The following is a 3,776-nucleotide window of genomic DNA, read 5'->3' as shown; positions in this document are numbered from 1 at the left end:
TGCGATGAGCTGCAAGACATAACATTCACTGCTGCTCTTCAATTATTGGTCAGCCTATTCGCTGTATATGTCATGAGCAGGGCTAGACTAAATCAGGAGCACATTAGGGAGCTTTATGGCCAATTTAATGCTGACTTACCTAGTTACTTCAGGAGGTCAGCAGGGTTTTGGGTGTGCGAAACTTGAGTAATTTATATGAACCAAATACTATGTTATCCAAGAAAAAACTCGTGCTCAATCCTGCTGGCAATAGCCTGCTTAAAAAGACTGCTGACAGCTGATTCACTGATACTGTTTTATTTACCTACTGTGTTTTCTAATGCTTCGACTCTCTTCTCTAACTTTTTCACCTTAGATTGCATGTCAAAGAAGAAATAGATACCTATAACCAATAATGCCCCTGCAAGAATTTCCACTCTGAACACCCCCTATCAATTTGGTTCTCTGTTCGTATTAGATTCTTTTGTTATGGAAAGCGGAACCTGCCATGTAGAACTTTCTTTAGGTCAGTGACTGATTTGGAGTCTTCATTGATGTGTCATAGCCCAAGTCATAGTATTGGTTATTGTTGAATTCAAATGTTTTGATAACATCGAGACCAAGTTTCTCAGTATGTGCCTTATATGACCTGGTATTTATTTGATTGATGAAGGTGATCATGATTGGAAAACATGTTGCCATTTGGGTCCGTGAAAACTCAAAAAGGTTCGGTAGCACTTCTGTGCCACGATAATCTCTGTGAATACAAATTGGACCATACTGATAGGAGTTTTCCGTAGAAAGCCTCTGACCGAGATGCTCAGTATTCGGCAGATCATCAATCATATGTTGAAAGAGAGGCCATTCCGACCAATACTGCCAGGACGCCGCCATGGCATAGGCCACTACTCTATTGCCATCACACGCAATTGCAAGTCCGTTTTCCTTTGTTATCAGTTGCTGAAACTGTTCTTCAGTAAATAACGTAGTCACGAATCCGTCGGGCCTGTCCTCATCACTTATTGTCGACACATGATATCTTTTCTGCAATTCTTGAACACCGGGAATATAGCTAAAAGTCGCGTTTCTATATTGCATCTTAACCTCCAAAAATAATATCGTTCTGAAAAGTTGTTGTGCCACTAGTCTACCACTATATAAAATAATGTTAAGCATTATCCGGAAAATATCAAGAGAATATTGTCTACCAACCAACCATATTATTGGCAAAGATTACTTCTAGCCGGAGTTATGTCGACATGTTAACATAACTCATAAAGCATTTCTACAAAATGGACAAAGGTGGACAATAATGAAAAAACATAAGCTATTTCTCCCCGCCCTACTCGCCTTGATGATACTCGCCTTTGGGACAAGCCTTGCTATTGGTGCTATCAACGGTAATGGCTCTGAAGCTATGGATGAAAGTGGCGATGATGGTGAAAACATCACTGCTTTTGATGCGAACCAAGAACTAGACCTGCAAATGACTGAAGAGAACCCTACCGATGATGAGGAACCTGATTCCATTGATGAATCTACAGAGGATGCGGAAAAAGACAACGATGAAAATGTAATAACTACTGAAGCAGCAAAAGAAGACAAAGCTGTGGAAACGAAGCCCAAGGATGAACCAAAACCTGAGCCGGCTCCGAAGCCACAACCAGATAAAGCTACCCAAATGGCCAGAATCACCGTAGACGGCCTGAATGTCCGACCCGACCCCTCTACCAACAACGAACGCATTGATGTGCTACTACGTGGCGAGACGGTGGAAGTTTTGGCAGAACAGAATAACTGGCTCCAGGTTAAACTATCAGATGGCCGGACAGGCTGGGTTTCCGGTGCCTATGCGCACAAGTATTCTGCGTCTTCCGGGAACGGCGCCCTGAACGGGCGAGTAATTGCCCTTGACCCAGGCCATGGCGGCAGGGATCCGGGCGCAGTTGGAGTAACCGGACTGCAAGAAAAAGAAATTAACCTTGATGTCTCCCTACGTGTAGCAGACCAGCTGCGCGCCGAAGGTGCTACTGTAATTATGACCAGAGAGAACGATGTCTTTATCCCGCTGACACAACGTGTCTCAATTGCTCAAGCTGCAGGAGCAGAGGTGTTTGTCAGTGTGCACGCCAATGCCCATCCCAGCCCGCAAATCGGCGGCACAGAGACATACTATTTCCGCAATGGCGCCAACTCCAACGCATCATTTAAATTAGCAAATCTGATGCAAAGTGAATTGGTTGGCGCATTGAAACTGCGCGATATTGGCGTTAAGGACGGGAGCTTCCATGTAATTCGGCAAACTTCCATGCCTTCGGCCCTCTTGGAACTGGCCTTCCTCTCCAACGCCCATGAAGAATCCTTGATGCGCACCGATGAATTCCGCCAAAACGCCGCCGATGCAATCGTACGCGCTTTCAAACATTACTTTAACTAAATAATCTAGAAGCAGGCGAATTCAACGCCTGCTTCTTTTCTTGAATATTTTCCATAGTTGATGCTACTATTGGAAGTAACAGTTCAACTCGCAAAAACCAACGGACCAGCTTAGGGTTTGGGTAACTTTTTATGAATATATGGAGCAGTAAAGACTCTACTCGAGAGGAGTGTTCGAACAATGGCAGTAGATATTGGTTTTATCGGGACCGGCGTGATTACATCGGCACTGGTAACTGGCTTCTGTTCCGACGTTAATTTCAAGCACAGGATATATCTATCACCGCGCAATGCCCAGCGAGCCAGTGAGTTGGCAGACAGGTTTGAAAACGTAGTTGTAGCCGGCTCCAATCAGGAAGTCGTGGACAGGGCCCAGTGGGTCGTTCTAGCCGTGGTGCCCAAATTCGGTGAGGAGATTATCCGTCCGTTAAAATTCTGCAAGGAACACCGAGTAATTAACCTGATGTCGGACCACAAATTACCCAAGATTGCCAGCTGGATCGGAGAGACCCAGACGCTGGTGCACATGGTGCCCCTCCCCTTCGCAGCCAGCAGAATTGGCCCCATCGCCATTTATCCTAATGACCGTGACGTGGCGGATCTCTTTGCCCCCCTGGGCGAAATCGTCGGCGTAGACGACGTGCATAAAATCGAAGCCCTGGCAGCGATTACAGCGCTGATGAGCGCCTATAATGCTCTTCTGGCAGCAATAGTAGATTGGGGCGTTGGCCAAGGGCTCTCAAAAATAGAGGCGACCGACTATACAACCGCATTTTTCGAGGCCCTGTCAGCACAAGCCAGGGATGCAGGAGATCTTAATCGGCTGGCAGCAGAGATGACCCCAGGTGGGCTTAACGAAATGGCATTACTGGCCATCAGGGAAGATGATGGATTCACACCATGGATCCAGGCGCTGGAACCAGTTATGCAGAGATTGCAAAAAAAATAACCGGACAAGGGGACAGGTCCATTGTCCGGCAATCAAGTTGCCCCTGTGTACACTTGCTATTCTACCCGGGCAAAATAGCCGTCTTGCCACCTTTTTCAGTTTTGCCCCATCACAATACCGTCGACAACATTGTAAAATGTCCGCAAGTACTCCGCGTTTCCTTTGTAGTGCTTACCATTCTTAGCTATATAATTATCATTCACGCCAATTGAGATTACTTCGCCGCTTTTTAATTTGACGAGATATTCTGTGTTTTTGCTGAGCCATATAGCCCATAAGTTGACGGTATTGCCTGTCCAACAACTGCTAGGTATAATGACCTTATCTTATGAAAGGAAAGGACGCCCCGTTAGCGTGCTACCCATTACAGCAGCACCAGGGCGTCCCAACTCAAAAACCATGGTCATTATAT

Annotated in this window: 3 protein-coding genes; 2 read left to right on the top strand and 1 reads right to left on the bottom strand. The window is 45.9% G+C overall.

All coding sequences use genetic code 11. The features are described 5' to 3' along the window. Positions 1–501 precede the first annotated feature (501 nt). Complete coding sequence (locus tag FH749_06730; protein MTI95169.1) at positions 502–1,077, bottom strand: GNAT family acetyltransferase; 576 nt, start codon at positions 1,075–1,077, stop codon at positions 502–504. Between the two features lie 214 nt (positions 1,078–1,291). Here FH749_06730 and FH749_06725 point away from each other — a divergent pair, with 214 nt between their 5' ends. Together FH749_06725 and FH749_06720 are read left to right on the top strand one after the other, a co-directional pair. After that, the gene (locus tag FH749_06725) at positions 1,292–2,416 is read left to right on the top strand and encodes a hypothetical protein (protein ID MTI95168.1); all 1,125 of its coding nucleotides are present in this window, start codon (positions 1,292–1,294) and stop codon (positions 2,414–2,416) included. 180 nt (positions 2,417–2,596) lie between these two features. Further along, complete coding sequence (locus tag FH749_06720; protein MTI95167.1) at positions 2,597–3,364, top strand: hypothetical protein; 768 nt, start codon at positions 2,597–2,599, stop codon at positions 3,362–3,364. Positions 3,365–3,776 lie beyond the last annotated feature (412 nt).

This window comes from Bacillota bacterium (assembly GCA_009711825.1).
Taxonomy (GTDB): domain Bacteria; phylum Bacillota; class Proteinivoracia; order UBA4975; family VEMY01; genus VEMY01.
The sequence above is the reverse complement of the archived record's forward strand: the minus strand, read 5'-3'. Positions and strand labels throughout refer to the sequence as shown.